29 protein-coding genes are annotated in these 15,488 nt (G+C 41.7%); 28 read left to right on the top strand and 1 reads right to left on the bottom strand.

From position 1 onward, the window contains the following. Window positions 1-3: 3 nt before the first annotated feature. The 18 genes from rplD (at window position 4) to rpmD (ending at window position 8,457) form a co-directional block, all read left to right on the top strand. Complete coding sequence (rplD, locus tag AC4HAN_RS09125; protein WP_491092228.1) at window positions 4-627, top strand: 50S ribosomal protein L4; 624 nt, start codon at window positions 4-6, stop codon at window positions 625-627. Continuing rightward, complete coding sequence (locus AC4HAN_RS09120) at window positions 627-926, top strand: 50S ribosomal protein L23 (protein ID WP_491092227.1); 300 nt, start codon at window positions 627-629, stop codon at window positions 924-926. Before rplD ends, AC4HAN_RS09120 begins: the two co-directional genes overlap by 1 nt. A gap of 17 nt (window positions 927-943) precedes the next feature. Continuing rightward, a complete protein-coding gene (gene rplB / locus AC4HAN_RS09115) occupies window positions 944-1,777 on the top strand; it encodes a 50S ribosomal protein L2 (protein WP_491092226.1) in 834 nt (277 codons plus the stop codon). Window positions 1,778-2,012: 235 nt separating this feature from the next. Then, window positions 2,013-2,291, top strand: a complete 279-nt coding sequence (gene rpsS, locus AC4HAN_RS09110) for a 30S ribosomal protein S19 (protein WP_003086904.1) — start codon at window positions 2,013-2,015, stop codon at window positions 2,289-2,291. A gap of 15 nt (window positions 2,292-2,306) precedes the next feature. Then, entirely contained in the window at window positions 2,307-2,651 is a 345-nt protein-coding gene (gene rplV / locus AC4HAN_RS09105; RefSeq protein WP_027974854.1) for a 50S ribosomal protein L22, read from the top strand. A 12-nt stretch (window positions 2,652-2,663) separates the two neighbouring features. Beyond that, a complete protein-coding gene (rpsC, locus tag AC4HAN_RS09100; RefSeq protein WP_491092225.1) occupies window positions 2,664-3,317 on the top strand; it encodes a 30S ribosomal protein S3 in 654 nt (217 codons plus the stop codon). A 3-nt stretch (window positions 3,318-3,320) separates the two neighbouring features. Continuing rightward, complete coding sequence (gene rplP / locus AC4HAN_RS09095) at window positions 3,321-3,734, top strand: 50S ribosomal protein L16 (protein WP_003075193.1); 414 nt, start codon at window positions 3,321-3,323, stop codon at window positions 3,732-3,734. 9 nt (window positions 3,735-3,743) lie between these two features. Beyond that, entirely contained in the window at window positions 3,744-3,950 is a 207-nt protein-coding gene (rpmC, locus tag AC4HAN_RS09090; protein ID WP_003086901.1) for a 50S ribosomal protein L29, read from the top strand. Window positions 3,951-3,974: 24 nt separating this feature from the next. Then, window positions 3,975-4,235, top strand: a complete 261-nt coding sequence (gene rpsQ / locus AC4HAN_RS09085; protein WP_003086900.1) for a 30S ribosomal protein S17 — start codon at window positions 3,975-3,977, stop codon at window positions 4,233-4,235. Between the two features lie 26 nt (window positions 4,236-4,261). Next, window positions 4,262-4,630 (top strand): 50S ribosomal protein L14, encoded by a 369-nt coding sequence (gene rplN, locus AC4HAN_RS09080; protein ID WP_491092224.1) that lies wholly within the window; start codon window positions 4,262-4,264, stop codon window positions 4,628-4,630. A gap of 80 nt (window positions 4,631-4,710) precedes the next feature. Further along, complete coding sequence (gene rplX, locus AC4HAN_RS09075) at window positions 4,711-5,016, top strand: 50S ribosomal protein L24 (RefSeq protein ID WP_003086898.1); 306 nt, start codon at window positions 4,711-4,713, stop codon at window positions 5,014-5,016. Window positions 5,017-5,039: 23 nt separating this feature from the next. Then, window positions 5,040-5,582 (top strand): 50S ribosomal protein L5, encoded by a 543-nt coding sequence (gene rplE / locus AC4HAN_RS09070; RefSeq protein ID WP_491092223.1) that lies wholly within the window; start codon window positions 5,040-5,042, stop codon window positions 5,580-5,582. 15 nt (window positions 5,583-5,597) lie between these two features. After that, complete coding sequence (locus AC4HAN_RS09065) at window positions 5,598-5,783, top strand: type Z 30S ribosomal protein S14 (protein WP_002262327.1); 186 nt, start codon at window positions 5,598-5,600, stop codon at window positions 5,781-5,783. Window positions 5,784-6,024: 241 nt separating this feature from the next. Continuing rightward, on the top strand, window positions 6,025-6,423 hold the full coding sequence (gene rpsH / locus AC4HAN_RS09060; RefSeq protein WP_491092222.1) for a 30S ribosomal protein S8: 399 nt from the start codon (window positions 6,025-6,027) through the stop codon (window positions 6,421-6,423). Window positions 6,424-6,765: 342 nt separating this feature from the next. Beyond that, window positions 6,766-7,302 (top strand): 50S ribosomal protein L6, encoded by a 537-nt coding sequence (gene rplF / locus AC4HAN_RS09055; protein WP_491092221.1) that lies wholly within the window; start codon window positions 6,766-6,768, stop codon window positions 7,300-7,302. Between the two features lie 89 nt (window positions 7,303-7,391). Further along, on the top strand, window positions 7,392-7,748 hold the full coding sequence (gene rplR, locus AC4HAN_RS09050) for a 50S ribosomal protein L18 (RefSeq protein ID WP_003010871.1): 357 nt from the start codon (window positions 7,392-7,394) through the stop codon (window positions 7,746-7,748). 18 nt (window positions 7,749-7,766) lie between these two features. After that, entirely contained in the window at window positions 7,767-8,261 is a 495-nt protein-coding gene (gene rpsE, locus AC4HAN_RS09045; RefSeq protein WP_027974859.1) for a 30S ribosomal protein S5, read from the top strand. A 13-nt stretch (window positions 8,262-8,274) separates the two neighbouring features. Next, entirely contained in the window at window positions 8,275-8,457 is a 183-nt protein-coding gene (gene rpmD, locus AC4HAN_RS09040; protein ID WP_491092220.1) for a 50S ribosomal protein L30, read from the top strand. Here rpmD and AC4HAN_RS09035 read toward each other — a convergent pair. After that, window positions 8,450-8,659 (bottom strand): hypothetical protein, encoded by a 210-nt coding sequence (locus AC4HAN_RS09035; protein ID WP_491092219.1) that lies wholly within the window; start codon window positions 8,657-8,659, stop codon window positions 8,450-8,452. The two genes, rpmD and AC4HAN_RS09035, sit on opposite strands and share 8 nt — an antisense overlap. 51 nt (window positions 8,660-8,710) lie before the next feature. Here AC4HAN_RS09035 and rplO point away from each other — a divergent pair, with 51 nt between their 5' ends. The 10 genes from rplO to AC4HAN_RS08985 all read left to right on the top strand — a co-directional run bounded on the left by rplO (window position 8,711) and on the right by AC4HAN_RS08985 (window position 15,420). After that, window positions 8,711-9,151, top strand: coding sequence for a 50S ribosomal protein L15 (gene rplO, locus AC4HAN_RS09030; RefSeq protein WP_027974861.1), 441 nt, complete (start codon window positions 8,711-8,713; stop codon window positions 9,149-9,151). Continuing rightward, a complete protein-coding gene (gene secY / locus AC4HAN_RS09025; RefSeq protein ID WP_491092218.1) occupies window positions 9,151-10,455 on the top strand; it encodes a preprotein translocase subunit SecY in 1,305 nt (434 codons plus the stop codon). Before rplO ends, secY begins: the two co-directional genes overlap by 1 nt. Before the next feature lie 192 nt (window positions 10,456-10,647). Continuing rightward, the gene (locus tag AC4HAN_RS09020) at window positions 10,648-11,286 is read left to right on the top strand and encodes an adenylate kinase (RefSeq protein ID WP_491092217.1); all 639 of its coding nucleotides are present in this window, start codon (window positions 10,648-10,650) and stop codon (window positions 11,284-11,286) included. 116 nt (window positions 11,287-11,402) lie between these two features. Further along, window positions 11,403-11,621, top strand: a complete 219-nt coding sequence (gene infA / locus AC4HAN_RS09015) for a translation initiation factor IF-1 (protein WP_002262318.1) — start codon at window positions 11,403-11,405, stop codon at window positions 11,619-11,621. A 23-nt stretch (window positions 11,622-11,644) separates the two neighbouring features. Further along, on the top strand, window positions 11,645-11,761 hold the full coding sequence (rpmJ, locus tag AC4HAN_RS09010; RefSeq protein WP_000868345.1) for a 50S ribosomal protein L36: 117 nt from the start codon (window positions 11,645-11,647) through the stop codon (window positions 11,759-11,761). A gap of 18 nt (window positions 11,762-11,779) precedes the next feature. Beyond that, a complete protein-coding gene (gene rpsM, locus AC4HAN_RS09005; protein ID WP_002262317.1) occupies window positions 11,780-12,145 on the top strand; it encodes a 30S ribosomal protein S13 in 366 nt (121 codons plus the stop codon). Window positions 12,146-12,162: 17 nt separating this feature from the next. Further along, complete coding sequence (rpsK, locus tag AC4HAN_RS09000) at window positions 12,163-12,546, top strand: 30S ribosomal protein S11 (protein WP_003080097.1); 384 nt, start codon at window positions 12,163-12,165, stop codon at window positions 12,544-12,546. Between the two features lie 45 nt (window positions 12,547-12,591). Beyond that, window positions 12,592-13,530, top strand: coding sequence for a DNA-directed RNA polymerase subunit alpha (locus tag AC4HAN_RS08995; protein WP_027974864.1), 939 nt, complete (start codon window positions 12,592-12,594; stop codon window positions 13,528-13,530). Between the two features lie 17 nt (window positions 13,531-13,547). Next, on the top strand, window positions 13,548-13,934 hold the full coding sequence (gene rplQ, locus AC4HAN_RS08990) for a 50S ribosomal protein L17 (protein WP_027974865.1): 387 nt from the start codon (window positions 13,548-13,550) through the stop codon (window positions 13,932-13,934). 223 nt (window positions 13,935-14,157) lie between these two features. Next, window positions 14,158-15,420 (top strand): glutamate-cysteine ligase family protein, encoded by a 1,263-nt coding sequence (locus tag AC4HAN_RS08985; RefSeq protein WP_491092216.1) that lies wholly within the window; start codon window positions 14,158-14,160, stop codon window positions 15,418-15,420. The last annotated feature ends 68 nt before the right edge of the window (window positions 15,421-15,488 follow it).

Below are 15,488 nucleotides of genomic sequence, written 5' to 3'. Positions count from 1 at the left end.
AACATGGCAAACGTAAAACTATTTGACCAAACTGGTAAAGAAGCTGGTCAAGTGACACTTAATGATGCTGTCTTTGGAATTGAACCAAACGAATCAGTAGTATTTGATGTTGTTATCAGCCAACGTGCCAATCTTCGCCAAGGTACTCATGCGGTTAAAAATCGTTCAGCAGTATCAGGCGGCGGCCGTAAACCATGGCGTCAAAAAGGAACTGGACGTGCGCGTCAAGGTTCTATCCGCTCACCACAATGGCGCGGCGGTGGTGTTGTCTTCGGACCGACTCCGCGTTCATACGGCTACAAACTTCCGCAAAAAGTTCGTCGCCTTGCGTTGAAATCCGTTTATTCAGCAAAAGTTGCTGATGAAAAATTTGTAGCTGTAGATGCTCTTTCTTTCGAAACTCCGAAAACTAAAGAATTTGCACAGGCACTTGCTGCACTCAGCATTGATTCAAAAGTACTTGTTATTCTTGAAGAAGGAAACAAATTTGCTGAATTATCAGCTCGTAACCTTCCAAATGTAAAGGTTGCTACAGCAGCAACTGCAAGTGTCCTTGATATCGTAAACAGCGACAAACTTCTTGTTACTAAAGAAGCGATCTCTAATATCGAGGAGGTTCTTGCATAATGAATTTGTACGACGTCATTAAAAAACCTGTTGTTACTGAAAAATCAATGGTTGCCCTTGAAGAAGGGAAATATACATTTGAAGTTGATACTCGCGCACACAAACTCTTGATCAAACAAGCTGTTGAAGCAGCATTTGACGGTGTGAAAGTTGCCAGTGTCCGTACAGTAAATGTAAAACCAAAACAAAAACGTGTCGGCCGCTATACAGGCTTCACAAACAGAACTAAAAAGGCTATCATCACTCTTACAGCTGATTCAAAAGAAATCGAGTTGTTTGCAGCTGCTGAAGCAGAGTAATCTAAGGAGGAAATAAGGTGGGTATTAAAGTTTATAAACCAACGACAAATGGCCGTCGCAATATGACTTCTTTGGATTTTGCTGAAATCACTACAAGCACTCCCGAGAAATCATTGCTTGCTCCGCTGAAAAGCAAGGCCGGCCGCAACAATAACGGCCGTATCACTGTTCGCCATCAAGGCGGCGGACACAAGCGCCACTACCGTTTGATTGATTTCAAGCGTAATAAAGACGGTGTTGAAGCAGTTATTAAAACAATTGAATACGATCCAAACCGCTCAGCTAACATTGCACTTGTGCACTATGTTGACGGTGTTAAGGCTTATATCATTGCGCCGAAAGGCCTGGAAGTCGGTCAACACATCGTTTCAGGACCTGAAGCAGACATCAAAGTCGGAAATGCACTTCCGCTTGCTAATATTCCAGTCGGTACAGTTATCCACAACATTGAGTTAAAACCGGGCAAAGGTGCAGAACTTGTTCGTGCAGCCGGAGCTTCTGCTCAAGTACTTGGCCAAGAAGGGAAGTATGTGCTCGTTCGTCTTCAATCAGGCGAAGTTCGCATGGTTCTTGGAACGTGCCGTGCTACAGTAGGTACAGTCGGCAATGAACAGCATGGTTTGGTTAACTACGGTAAAGCAGGACGCAGCCGCTGGAAAGGTATTCGCCCAACTGTTCGCGGTTCTGTAATGAACCCTAACGATCACCCGCACGGTGGTGGTGAAGGTAAAGCACCGGTTGGACGTAAAGCGCCGTCTACTCCATGGGGTAAACCTGCGCTTGGTCTTAAAACACGCAATAAAAAAGCTAGATCAAATAAACTTATCGTTCGTCGCCGCAACGAAAAATAGCCAGCCGATCAGAAAGTTGTTGATCTTTCACAGCAAAACCTCTGCACAGTTGACGAGGAAAAAAGTGAGTTGCAAAACAAAACTATTTTACCCTCAGCTGCTGCATTTAGCCGGTTAGCTGACCGGCTTATACATTCCGCCAGCTCGGTAGGGTCTGTCAGGAAAAAGCTCAATTTGGACTTTTTCCGCTTCCCAAGCCGCTGTGGTACATTTATTTAAAGGAGAAAATAACATAATGGGACGCAGTCTTAAAAAAGGACCTTTCGTCGATGAGCATTTGATGAAAAAAATCGAAGCTCAAGCTAATGACGAAAAGAAAAAAGTTATCAAAACTTGGTCACGTCGTTCAACGATTTTCCCAAGTTTCATCGGATATACAATCGCAGTTTATGACGGCCGCAAACATGTTCCTGTTTACATTCAGGAGGACATGGTAGGTCACAAGCTTGGTGAATTTGCACCAACACGTACTTACAAAGGTCACGCAGCTGACGATAAGAAAACACGTCGTTAATAGGAGGAGGACACAATGGCAGAAATTACTTCAGCTAAAGCAATGGCTCGTACAGTGCGTGTTTCACCTCGTAAAACACGTCTTGTTCTTGATCTTATCCGTGGTAAGAACGTTGCTGACGCAATCGCAATCTTGAAATTCACTCCAAACAAAGCAGCACGCATCGTTGAAAAGACGCTTAATTCAGCAGTTGCCAATGCAGAAAATAACTTTGGTTTGGAAAAAGCTAATTTGGTAGTATCTGAAACATTTGCTAACGAAGGACCAACCATGAAACGTTTCCGTCCGCGTGCCAAAGGTTCAGCTTCACCAATCAACAAACGCACAACTCACGTCACAGTAGTTGTTGCAGAAAAATAAGGAGGTAAAATCGTGGGTCAAAAAGTACATCCAATTGGTATGCGTGTCGGGATCATCCGTGACTGGGATGCGAAATGGTATGCTGAAAAAGAATACGCGGATTACCTTCATGAAGATCTTGCAATCCGTAAATTCATTCAAAAAGAATTGGCTGACGCTTCAATTTCAACTATCGAAATCGAACGCGCAGTAAACAAAGTAAATGTTTCCCTTCATACTGCAAAACCAGGTATGGTTATCGGTAAAGGCGGAACAAATGTTGACGCTCTTCGTGCGCAACTTAACAAATTGACTGGAAAACAAGTTCACATCAATATCGTTGAAATTAAATCACCGGATCTTGATGCTCACCTTGTTGGTGAAAACATCGCTCGTCAACTTGAGCAGCGTGTTGCTTTCCGCCGTGCACAAAAACAAGCTATTCAACGTACAATGCGTGCAGGTGCTAAAGGAATTAAAACTCAGGTATCAGGCCGCTTGAACGGTGCAGATATTGCCCGCAGCGAAGGATACTCAGAAGGAACTGTTCCGCTTCACACACTGCGTGCGGATATCGACTATGCTTGGGAAGAAGCTGATACAACTTATGGTAAGCTCGGTGTTAAAGTTTGGATTTACCGTGGTGAAATTCTTCCAGCTCGTAAAAACACTAAAGGAGGCAAATAACAAATGTTAGTACCTAAACGTGTTAAACACCGTCGTGAGTTCCGCGGAAAAATGCGCGGTGAAGCTAAAGGCGGAAAAGAAGTAGCATTCGGAGAATACGGTCTTCAGGCTACTACCAGCCACTGGATTACCAACCGCCAAATCGAAGCTGCCCGTATCGCAATGACGCGTTACATGAAACGTGGCGGTAAAGTTTGGATTAAAATCTTCCCTCATAAATCATACACTGCCAAAGCTATCGGTGTGCGTATGGGTTCAGGGAAAGGTGCTCCTGAAGGATGGGTAGCGCCGGTTAAACGCGGCAAAATCATGTTTGAAATTGCCGGTGTACCGGAAGAAGTTGCTCGTGAGGCGCTTCGCCTTGCCAGCCACAAGCTGCCGGTTAAGACGAAATTCGTGAAACGTGAAGCAGAATAAGGAGAAAACATGAAACTTCAAGAAATTAAAGATTTTGTTAAAGAGCTTCGTGGTCTTTCTCAAGAAGAACTTGCTAAGAAAGAAAACGAACTGAAAAAAGAACTTTTTGATCTTCGTTTCCAAGCTGCAGCAGGTCAACTTGATCAAACTGCCCGTTTGAACGAAGTTAAAAAGCAAATTGCACGTGTGAAAACAGTGCAGTCTGAAAACAAATAATAGATTGGGAAAGGAGTCTTTTAAATGGAACGTAAACAACGTAGAACATTAGTTGGTCGTGTTGTATCAGATAAAATGGACAAAACAATCACAGTTGTAGTTGAAACAAAACGTAACCACCCAGTCTATGGTAAACGTATTAACTACTCTAAAAAATATAAGGCACATGATGAAAACAATGTTGCTAAAGAAGGCGATATCGTCCGCATCATGGAAACTCGTCCGCTTTCAGCAACGAAGCATTTCCGCCTTGTTGAAGTGGTTGAAGAAGCTGTTATTATTTAATCAAACCTGAAAGGAGAAAAACTTAAATGATTCAATCAGAAAGTCGTTTAAAAGTCGCTGACAACAGCGGTGCTCGCGAAATCTTGACTATCAAAGTTCTTGGTGGGTCAGGCCGTAAATTCGCTAACATCGGTGATGTTATCGTTGCTTCAGTAAAACAAGCTACTCCTGGTGGTGCGGTTAAAAAGGGTGACGTTGTCAAAGCCGTTATCGTTCGTACCAAATCAGGTGCTCGTCGTGCTGATGGTTCATACATCAAGTTCGATGAGAATGCAGCTGTTCTTATCCGTGATGATAAAACACCTCGCGGAACTCGTATCTTTGGTCCGGTAGCTCGTGAACTGCGTGAAGGCAACTTCATGAGAATCGTGTCATTGGCACCAGAAGTACTTTAATTTAAACACAAACGAAGTCCCCTGACAATTTGTCAGGGTGCCCATAGGGCGTAAGAAATATACAGAGGAGAATAACTCAAATGTTTGTAAAAAAAGGCGATAAAGTTCGCGTTATTGCTGGCAAGGACAAAGGCGTAGAAGCTGTAGTCCTCAAAGCTCTTCCAAAAGTAAATAAAGTTGTTGTTGAAGGTGTAGCTATCATCAAGAAACATCAAAAACCAAACAACGAAAACCCTCAAGGTGCTATCGTGGAAAAAGAAGCACCAATCCATGCATCAAACGTTCAAGTCCTTGACAAAAACGGCGTTGCTGGACGTGTCGGTTACAAGTTTGTTGACGGCAAAAAAGTTCGTTACAACAAAAAATCAGGCGAAGTGCTTGATTAATCACGAAGGAAAGGAGAAGTATAATGGCAAATCGCTTAAAAGAAAAATATCTTAATGAAGTAGTTCCTGCATTGACAGAAAAATTCAGCTACTCATCTGTAATGGCTGTGCCTAAGGTTGAAAAAATCGTCCTTAACATGGGTGTTGGTGACGCTGTATCAAATGCTAAAAACCTTGAAAAAGCTGCTGATGAATTGGCGCTTATCTCAGGTCAAAAACCACTTATCACTAAAGCTAAGAAATCAATCGCCGGCTTCCGTCTTCGTGAAGGGGTTGCTATCGGTGCGAAAGTTACCCTTCGTGGCGAACGCATGTATGAATTCTTGGATAAATTGGTTACTGTATCACTTCCGCGTGTGCGTGATTTCCACGGCGTGCCGACAAAATCATTTGACGGACGCGGTAACTACACACTCGGCATTAAAGAACAATTGATCTTCCCGGAAATCAACTTTGATAATGTTGACAGAGTACGCGGTCTTGATATTGTTATCGTAACAACTGCTAATACCGATGAAGAATCACGTGAATTGCTTACAGGCCTCGGAATGCCTTTTGCAAAATAATAAGGAGGTTTAAATTTGGCTAAAAAATCTATGGTTGCTAAGAGCAAACGCCCGGCAAAATTCTCTACGCAAGCTTATACCCGTTGTGAAAAATGCGGCCGTCCGCATTCAGTCTACCGCAAATTTAAACTTTGCCGTGTCTGCTTCCGCGAATTAGCTTACAAGGGACAAATTCCCGGCGTAACAAAAGCGTCTTGGTAATTAAATGATACTAAGGGCGTGACGGACTAAGTGAAAATAGGAAATCTAACGACGAACGCTTGCGTTCTAGGTGGATTTCTCTTTTTCACACAGGCCGTAGCCCGAGTTCAAATGAAATGATACTAAGGCTTTATCCTTAGTTCAAATCAACTTTTTAACTGAAAAGTTATCAAAATGCCGTATAGGCATCATTAACTAGCAAGTGAAAACTTCAAACTACTAGTAAGAGGAGAAAAAATAAATGGTTATGACTGACCCGATTGCAGACTTTCTGACACGTATCCGCAATGCAAACCAAGCGAATCACAGTGTTGTTGAAGCTCCTGCATCAAACATCAAAAAGGGGATTGCTGAAATTCTTAAACGCGAAGGCTTTGTGAAAAATGTTGAAGTCGTCGAAGATGATAAACAAGGAATCATCCGTGTTTTTCTTAAATACGGACAAAATGGTGAAAAAGTTATCACCGGCTTAAAACGTATCTCTAAACCAGGTCTTCGTATTTATACGAAAAGCACAGAAGTTCCCAAAGTTCTTAACGGACTTGGAATTGCAATCATTTCAACTTCAGAAGGACTTTTGACTGACAGAGAAGCCCGTCAAAAGAACGTTGGGGGCGAAGTGGTGGCTTACGTTTGGTAATTTAAGATACTAAGGACGTTAAAAATCCGTATGAAAATAGGAGATTGACGCAGAAGTCTGAGGACTTCAAGGAAATCTATCTTTTTCACTAGGATTTTAGTCCGTGTTCAATTCAGCAAGCTTGTTGAATTGTTCGTATCAAATTTAAAGATAGAAACAAGATATTGTAATCGAACACGCCTGCAACTCTTTGAAAAAAGATAAACTCTCCCTAGATGCGAGCATCTTTCAGTTGAGCTTCCTATTTTTCTTTGAGTTGCTTAACGGCTAAGTATCTTGTTTACCCCGTGAAAACTGGTCGTTCAAAGAGCGGCTTGATAATCTAACAGGAGAAAATAATTTATGTCACGTATTGGTAATAAGGTGATTACATTGCCTGCCGGTGTAGAACTGAGCAATAAAGACAATGTCGTTACTGTAAAAGGACCTAAAGGGGAACTTACTCGTGAGTTTCCAAAAGCTATTGAAATCAAGGTTGAAGGTACTGAAGTATCTCTTCACCGTCCAAATGATTCTAAAGAAATGAAAACAATCCACGGTACAACCCGTGCCAACTTGAATAACATGGTTGTCGGCGTTTCTGAAGGTTTCAAAAAAGAACTTGAAATGCAGGGTGTCGGTTACCGTGCTCAGCTTCAAGGAAAAAAACTTGTGCTTTCTGTTGGTAAATCTCACCAAGATGAAGTGGAAGCTCCGGAAGGAATTACTTTTGAAGTTCCGTCCGCTACAGCTATCATCGTAAACGGAATCAATAAGGAAGTTGTCGGTCAGACAGCTGCTTATATCCGCGGACTCCGTGCTCCTGAGCCATATAAAGGCAAAGGTATTCGTTACGCTGGTGAATATGTACGCCGCAAAGAAGGTAAAACAGGTAAATAAGATTAGTTTAATAGCATTTGTAATATACTGCAGCTGCTATAGAACAACTTTGTCAGTTTGATAATTATAAAATTTAAGAGGTAAAAATTGTGATTTCGAAACCAGATAAAAATAAAATCCGTCAAAAACGCCACCGTCGCGTTCGCGGTAAACTCTCTGGAACTGCTGATCGCCCACGTTTGAACGTTTTCCGTTCTAATACAGGCATCTACGCTCAAGTAATTGATGACGTAGCGGGTGTAACGCTCGCAAGTGCTTCAACTCTTGACAAAGAAGTTTCAAAAGGAACTAAAACAGAACAAGCCGTTGTTGTTGGGAAACTCGTTGCTGAACGCGCAGTAGCTAAAGGTATTTCTGAAGTGGTGTTTGACCGCGGTGGATATCTCTATCACGGACGTGTTAAAGCTTTGGCTGATGCAGCTCGTGAAAACGGATTGAAATTCTAATAGGGAGGACACTTAATAATGGCATTTAAAGATAATGCAGTAGAACTTGAAGAACGCGTTGTTGCGATTAACCGTGTTACAAAAGTTGTTAAAGGCGGACGCCGTCTTCGCTTTGCTGCTCTTGTAGTTGTTGGAGACCGTAACGGCCGTGTAGGCTTTGGTACCGGTAAGGCTCAGGAAGTACCGGAAGCTATTCGCAAGGCAGTAGATACTGCTAAGAAAAATATGATTGAAGTACCAATGGTTGGAACAACAATTCCTCACGAAGTGCGTTCAGAATTTGGCGGTGCTCGTGTCTTGCTGAAACCAGCTGTAGAAGGTGCTGGAGTTGCTGCCGGCGGTGCAGTTCGTGCTGTTGTGGAATTGGCCGGTGTGGCAGATATCACATCTAAATCACTCGGTTCAAACACTCCAATCAACATTGTTCGCGCAACAGTTGAAGGTTTGAAACAGCTTAAACGTGCAGAAGATGTTGCTGCCCTTCGCGGTGTTTCAGTTTCTGATTTAGCATAAGAAAGGAGAAGTCATGGCACAACTTAAAATTACTTTGACTAAGTCTCCAATCGGCCGCATTCCTGCACAGCGTAAAACCGTTGTTGCCCTTGGACTTGGTAAATTGAACAGCTCAGTTGTCAAAGAAGACAACCCGGCTATTCGCGGTATGGTCAACAAAGTTTCACACTTAGTGACTGTAGAAGAAGTTAACTAACATCGGTCAGCTGAAATGATGAGAAAACAGCTTTCTCACCATTAATCATGCCTGTCCCTGCAAAGCTGGCTGTACAGGTACCTCCGGCTTTGGCTGGAAGGAGCTGCACAGTCAGCTGCTGAAATTTATCAAGTCGCAGCGATTTATCGCTGCGGCTTGAATGCAATATAAATTCGTATAGGCGAGTCTTTACAGGGAACACCTTTTCCCCTGTAGAGGCGTTAGCATTTTACAAATAAGGAGAAAAATTTAAATGAAACTTCATGAATTAAAACCTGCTCAAGGTTCTCGCAAAGTTCGCAACCGTGTTGGACGTGGTTCATCATCAGGTAACGGTAAAACTGCAGGCCGCGGTCAAAAGGGTCAAAAATCCCGCAGCGGCGGCAGCATCCGTCCTGGATTTGAAGGCGGTCAAACTCCGCTTTTCCGCCGTCTTCCAAAACGCGGATTTACAAATATCAATGCTAAAGAATATGCACTTGTTAATCTTGACAAATTAAATGTCTTTGAAGATGGTGCAGAGGTCACTCCTGCTGTTCTTAAAGAAGCAGGAATCGTTCGCAATGAAAAATCAGGGGTTAAAATTCTTGGTAACGGCGAATTAACTAAAAAATTAACTGTTAAAGCAGCTAAATTCTCAAAATCTGCTGAAGCAGCAATCACTGCTAAAGGTGGTTCAATCGAGGTGATCTAATGTTTTTTAGACTTTTAAAAGACGCCCTGAAGGTGAAAAGTGTTAGAAAAAAGATTTTCTTTACAATTTTTATCATCTTTGTGTTTCGTGTTGGTACGCACATCACTGTACCAGGCATCAATGCTAAAAGTCTTGAACAAATAAGTGATCTGCCATTTTTAAATATGCTAAACCTGGTCAGCGGTAATGCCATGAGTAACTTCTCCGTTTTCTCCATGGGGGTCAGCCCTTATATTACCGCATCGATCGTAGTTCAGCTCTTACAAATGGATATATTGCCTAAGTTTGTTGAATGGGGTAAGCAGGGTGAAGTCGGACGCCGTAAACTTAATCAAGCGACGCGTTATATTTCGCTGATTCTTGCTTTCTTCCAATCTATTGGTATTGCTTACGGTTTCAATGCCCTCTCCAGTGTCGGTATTGTATCAACGCCAAACATGCAAACATTTCTTTTAATTGGTGCTATTTTAACGGCAGGAAGTGTGATTGTGACTTGGCTCGGAGATCAAATTTCCGATAAAGGTTTCGGCAACGGTGTCTCAATGATTATCTTTGCCGGGATTATTTCCTCTATACCTGAGACCATAAAATCAGTCTATGAAGATTATTTTGTCAATATTCGTTCTGATGAGCTGACAAATTCTTTGATTTTTGTAGGACTGCTGATTTTGGCCAGTCTGCTGATCATCTTCTTTACAACCTTTGTTCAACAGGCAGAATATAAAATTCCAATCCAATATACGAAGCTGGCACAAGGTGCGCCGACGAATTCTTATCTTCCGTTAAAGATAAATCCGGCAGGCGTCATTCCGGTCATCTTTGCAAGTTCCATTACAACTATTCCAAGTACCATATTGCCGTTTTTCCAACACGGCCGTGATATTCCTTGGATGGCGACCTTGCAGGAATGGCTGTCCTATACCAATCCGACAGGGATGGTTGTCTATGCGGTTCTCATTGTTCTGTTTTCATTCTTCTATACTTTCGTACAGGTGAATCCGGAAAAGACAGCAGAGAATCTGCAGAAGAATGCTTCCTATATTCCTAGTGTCAGACCCGGGCGTGAAACTGAAGAGTACTTGTCATCACTCCTTAAAAAGCTTGCTACAATCGGTTCAGTTTTCTTGGCCTTTGTTGCCCTGAGTCCTATTGTTGCCCAGCAGCAATTTGACCTGTCATCGAGCGTAGCTTTGGGAGGAACCAGTCTCTTGATCGTTATTTCAACGGGTATTGAAGGAATGAAACAATTGGAAGGCTACCTTTTGAAGAGACAGTATGTTGGTTTCATGAATACTGCAGAATAGACAATAAAGCAGCACTTTACAGCAAAGCGCTAAAAGCGCAGAAGTTGTTTGCTTAATAGAGCAGACAGGGCTGCGGGGGCAGAATAATGAATTCTTTGATTTTTGAGTTCATGTTCTGCTCCCTTCTATTTTGCTTTTTAATAAGTTTGCCAAATTGGTGAATTTATTTGAAAACAAAATAAGGAGACTATCATGAATCTTTTAATTATGGGCTTGCCTGGTGCAGGCAAAGGAACTCAGGCGGCTAAAATCGTTGAGAAGTTTGGCCTTGTTCATATCTCAACAGGAGACATGTTCCGCGCTGCCATTGCTAACCAAACAGAATTGGGACTCTTGGCCAAGTCATATATGGACAAGGGAGACTTGGTTCCTGACGAAGTGACTAATGGCATTGTCAAGGAACGTCTGGCACAGGAAGATATCAAAGAAAAAGGTTTTCTTCTTGATGGCTACCCGCGCACTTTGGAACAGGCAGAAGTGCTGACTGCTATCTTGAATGAACTTGGTCTGACATTGGATGCAGTGGTTAATATTGAGATTGCGTCTAATAAGCTGGTTGAGCGTTTGAGCGGCCGTATCATCAACCGTAAAACCGGCGAAACCTTTCACAAAGTTTTTAATCCCCCTGCTGATTACAATGAAGAAGATTACTATCAGCGTGAGGATGACAAACCAGAAGCTGTCAAACGCCGCTTAGACGTGAATATTGCTCAGGGTCAGCCAATCATTGACTTTTATCGCGCTAAAGAATTGGTTCATGATGTTGAAGGCGATCAGGATATTGAACTGGTCTTTGAAGCTATTGACAAGGTTTTGTCAAATTTAAAATAAAATCAGTTTAGTGGCTTGATTTTTCTTGCGAAGAGTGATAGAATAAGCTAGTCTGGCTTATAATTGTTACCTCTGTGCTCAGAGGACATCAAATCGAAATTTAGGGGGGCTTTTGCGTGGCAAAAGAAGATGTGATTGAAATTGAAGGCAAAGTTGTTGAGACAATGCCGAATGCGATGTTTACAGTCGAGTTAGAAAATGGACATCAAATTTTAGCAACCGTATCCGGAAAAATTCGGAAAAATTATATCCGTATTTTAGTAGGAGATAAGGTTACTGTTGAAATGAGTCCTTATGACTTGACACGCGGACGCATCACATACCGCTTTAAATAATCGAAATAAATGGAGGGATAAAAATGAAGGTAAGACCATCGGTTAAACCAATTTGCGAATACTGCAAAGTTATTCGCCGTAACGGCCGTGTTATGGTGATTTGTCCGACAAATCCAAAACACAAACAACGTCAAGGATAATAATAGAAAGGAGAAAAAATGGCTCGTATTGCTGGAGTTGATATTCCAAACGATAAACGTGTAGTCGTATCACTTACTTATGTGTATGGTATCGGTTTGCCAACTTCTAAAAAAATTCTTGCTGCAGCAGGTGTTTCAGAAGATATTCGTGTGAAAGATTTAACATCTGATCAAGAAGATGCTATCCGCCGCGAAGTTGATGCAATCAAAGTTGAAGGAGATCTTCGCCGTGAAGTTAACCTCAACATCAAACGTTTGATGGAAATCGGTTCATATCGTGGAATCCGTCACCGTCGTGGACTTCCTGTCCGTGGACAAAACACTAAAAACAATGCTCGCACTCGCAAAGGTAAAGCTGTAGCGATTGCTGGTAAGAAAAAATAAAATAGGAGGTAAAAAAATTGGCTAAACCAACACGTAAACGTCGTGTGAAGAAAAATATTGAATCTGGTATTGCCCATATTCACGCTACATTCAATAACACTATTGTTATGATTACAGATGTGCATGGTAACGCTCTTGCGTGGTCGTCAGCTGGTGCGCTCGGTTTCAAAGGTTCGCGTAAATCTACTCCGTTTGCTGCCCAAATGGCTGCAGAAGCTGCTGCTAAATCTGCTCAAGAACATGGTCTTAAGACTGTTGAAGTTACTGTAAAAGGGCCGGGTTCAGGTCGTGAATCTGCTATTCGTGCGCTTGCAGCTGCTGGTCTGGAAGTAACAGCAATTCGTGATGTGACTCCTGTACCGCATAATGGTGCTCGTCCTCCAAAACGCCGTCGTGTATAATCATAATCTCATAGTACACAGGAATGTTTTAGAGGAGTAAAATAGATGATTGAGTTTGAAAAACCAATAATAACAAAAATTGATGAAAATAAAGATTACGGCAGATTTGTCATTGAACCGCTTGAGCGTGGCTATGGTACAACTCTAGGTAATTCTCTTCGTCGTGTACTCTTGTCTTCACTTCCAGGTGCAGCTGTTACGTCAATTAAGATTGATGGGGTACTACACGAATTTGATACCGTTCCAGGTGTGCGCGAAGATGTCATGCAAATTATCCTTAACCTTAAAGGACTTGCTGTAAAATCTTATGTTGAAGAGGAAAAAATCATTGAACTGGATGTTGAAGGTCCAGCAGAAATTACTGCCGGAGATATTTTAACAGACAGTGATATTGAAATTGTTAATCCTGACCACTATCTCTTTACCATTGCTGAAGGTGCCAGCCTGAAGGCTACTCTGACTGTGGATACTAATCGCGGTTATATTCCGGCAGAAGAAAATAAAAAAGATGATGCACCGGTTGGGACACTTGCAATAGACTCTATCTATACACCGGTTAAGAAGGTCAATTATCAGGTTGAACCTGCCCGTGTCGGCAGCAATGATAATTTTGATAAATTGACAATCGAAATCATGACTAACGGAACTATTATTCCTGAAGATGCTTTAGGTTTATCTGCCCGTGTTTTGATTGAACATTTAAATCTCTTCACTGATTTAACTGAAGTTGCAAAAGCAACGGATGTCATGAAAGAAACAGAACAAGTTTCTGATGAGAAAGTACTTGATCGTACGATTGAGGAACTTGATTTATCGGTGCGTTCATACAACTGTTTGAAACGTGCTGGTATTAACACAGTCTATGATTTAACAGAAAAGACTGAACCTGAAATGATGAAGGTTAGAAATCTTGGACGCAAGAGCCTTGAGGAAGTTAAAGTAAAACTTGCTGATCTTGGTTTGGGATTAAAAAACGATAAATAATAATATAGGAGGAAATAATGGCTTACCGTAAACTAGGACGTACTAGCTCACAACGTAAAGCAATGCTTCGTGATTTAACGACTGATCTTCTTATCAACGAATCTATTGTAACAACAGAAGCTCGTGCAAAAGAAATCCGCAAAACAGTGGAAAAAATGATTACCCTTGGCAAACGCGGCGATCTTCATGCCCGTCGTCAAGCTGCTGCATTCGTTCGCAACGAAATTGCATCTGAAAACTATGATGAAGCTAATGACAAGTACACGTCAACCACAGCTCTTCAAAAACTTTTTTCAGAAATTGCACCGCGTTATGCAGAACGCAACGGCGGATACACTCGTATTCTTAAAACAGAACCGCGCCGTGGTGATGCTGCCCCAATGGCAATTATCGAATTAGTATAATTTTTATCAATTTTGTTGAGTGTTACGATGATGGAATTTTAAAAATTCTTAGTCTAGCTCTGGTCTGCCACTAGGAGTCTCTCCTAGTGGAACACTCATCATATTGAAGCGACAGCGTTTATTTAGGAAATGTTTTTAACAGTAGAAGCACTTCCTAAATAAGCGCTTTTTGAATTCTTTGAAAATTTTGTTATAATTAACCTCAAACATTGGGGAGCAGCATATGACCAAAGCTACAGATTTACTGAAAAAACGATACCTTACTAACATAAAGGAAGCGCCTGAGTTCTACATAGGGATTGAACTGGAGTTTCCGATTGTCAATTTAAAACAGGCAGCCACAGATTTGCATGTCTCAAAATCTTTACTTGCTTACCTTCCTCAAGTTCTGCCCTTTGAGGTGGAAAAGTGTGATACAGACGGACAGCCTGTTCAGCTTGTTGATAAAAACTCAGAAGACAGGATTCTTTTTGAAGTGTCTTACAATACGCTAGAGTTTGCTTTTGGAAAAGTTAAAAGAATTCAGGATGCCGAAAAAAGGTTTCATCGCTATTTGGATGTTATACAAAGCTATTTAAGGACTTATCACCACGAGATACAGGGCTTTGGGGTTCACCCTTATTGGTATTTAAATGACAATCGTGCAGTTAAGCTGCCGCGTTATCAAATGCTGCTGGATTTTTTAGCCTTGTCTAAAGACAAAAAAGATCCTTTCTTTCATAAATTTCCTCAATATGGCTCTTTTATCTGCGGGAATCAAGTTCAGCTGGATGTCAGCAAAGATAACTACCTGCGTGTCATCAATGCTTTTAACAAAATTGAAGCAGCCAAGGCTTATCTGTTTGCTAACTCGGAATTTTGGGGACAAGACTGGCCGTTTAAAATTTCGCGGGATATTTTTTGGGAAAATTCCATGCATGGTATCTTCAAAGAAAATGTCGGTGTCAATAGCAGAAGCTTTGAAACAGAAGATGACTTCTTTGACTATCTTTCCGGATCGGCTATTTTCAGCGCAGAAAGAGATGGGGAACTTTATTATTTTGAACCGATTCGCGCAAGAGACTATCTGTTCCAAAAGGAAATTTCAGCATGGAATCTCAAGGGAAAAAAAGCGATATTGTCTCCTCAAGAAGCTGATTTTAACAGTCATCGAAGCTATCAGTATCAGAGTTTAACTAAGCGCGGGACAGTCGAATTTCGCAGCGTCTGCACCCAGCCCCTAAATCAAACATTTGCTCCCATTGCCTTTCATGTCGGCCTTTTAGCAAATTTGGACAAATTAGAAGACTTGTTAGCAAACAGTGAGTTTTTATCTGCTTATAAACAAGATTATGTCTATCTGCGCCGCTCCAGCCTTCGCCTGCAGTCGGATGCAGAGTTTCTAAGTGGCTTAAAACACTTCAGCAAACCCCTGCAGTCATGCAGTCTCAGAGGGCTGTTGGATCGAGGTTTAGGAGAAGAAAAGTATTTAGTTGAAAAAAAGTAAGGAAAAGGAGTTGACAAAGGGGGGAAGAGCTGATAGAATATAGTAGTTGTCTCGTTAGGAGACAGCAG

Source organism: Streptococcus sp. ELY_86, assembly GCF_058314495.1.
This window is presented reverse-complemented; position numbering and strand designations above follow the sequence as displayed.